Here is a 1205-nt window from a genome sequence, read left to right on the forward strand (position 1 = left end):
CTCGACCTCGTTGTAGGTCGGGATGATCACCAGCACCGGGCCGAGATCGGCGAAGGTGCTCTCCTCAGGGGCAGTCACGTCTGTGCCTTTCGAAGCAGCTGGAATAAACAGCGAGCCCGCGGCCCGGAGGCCGGATCGGCAGTGCGCGAGTTGGTGTATGGGCCCACACGTATGAAGAGGTCAAGGATGCGCATGCTACCTCGGCACAGTGAGTCCGCCGACTGCCAGGGCTCGGAGGAGCCCCGATGGAGATCCCCTCGCCGGGTAGTCTCTTAGCCCAACCTGAACACCCGTGGGCCACAGGGCAAACGGCGGTCGGCAGCTGATCCGTCCCGCCCCTGCCGCCGCCCCGTCCGGCCTGCGGATCCGCCCCGAACGCCCGGCGCACCGGCCTCGGGGGAGCGGCCCAGCTGTTCACCGGACCGTCTCCCGGAGCTGGTGATCCGGTATCCCGGGTCGGCTAGGGTCGGTTCTTCCAACCCCCTCCGACCGCCGTACCCGACCGGACACGGCGCCGACCGGACGCCCCACAGAACAGGCAGGACCGCGCACATGGACAGGCTCGTCAACACCGTCCGCCCGTACGCCTGGGGTTCGGTCACCGCGATCCCGGAGCTGCTCGGGCAGGAGGCGACCGGTGAGCCGCAGGCCGAGCTGTGGATGGGGGCGCACCCGGGTTCACCCTCCCGGGTGGATCGCGGCGAGGGCAGCCGTTCACTCGCGGCGCTGATCGCGGCGGACCCGCAGCGCGAGCTCGGCGCCGCGTCCGTGGCCAAGTTCGGCCCCGACCTGCCGTTTCTGCTCAAGGTGCTCGCCGCCGGCACGCCGCTCTCCATCCAGGCGCATCCCGATCTGGCCCAGGCCAGGGCCGGGTTCGCCGACGAGGAGGCCCGCGGGGTGCCGGTCGAGGCCCCGCACCGCAACTACAAGGATGCCAACCACAAGCCCGAACTGATCTGCGCCCTCGGCGAGTTCGAGGGCCTGTGCGGCTTCCGCACCCCGGCCGAGGCAGCCGACCTGCTGCACTCGCTGGGCGTCGGTGCGCTCACCCCGCTGGTCGAGATCCTGCGCGGCAAGCCCGAGTCCGAGGCGCTGAGCCAGACCCTCGCCACCATCCTGACCATGAGCGGCGACACCGCGCGGGCCACCGTCGCCGAGGTCGCCGCCGCCGTCGAGCGCGCCGCCGAGGCCGAGCCCGACGGCCA

At 71.7% G+C, this 1205-nt stretch carries 1 protein-coding gene; it reads left to right on the top strand.

Annotated features, from left to right (window positions below; translation table 11 throughout):
• Positions 1 to 552 precede the first annotated feature (552 nt).
• Positions 553 to 1205: mannose-6-phosphate isomerase, class I (gene manA, locus UK12_RS32640; protein WP_045306831.1), on the top strand; the 653-nt coding region annotated here is incomplete at its 3' end.

Origin of the sequence: Saccharothrix sp. ST-888 (assembly GCF_000955975.1) — a bacterium.
Classification (GTDB): domain Bacteria; phylum Actinomycetota; class Actinomycetes; order Streptomycetales; family Streptomycetaceae; genus Kitasatospora.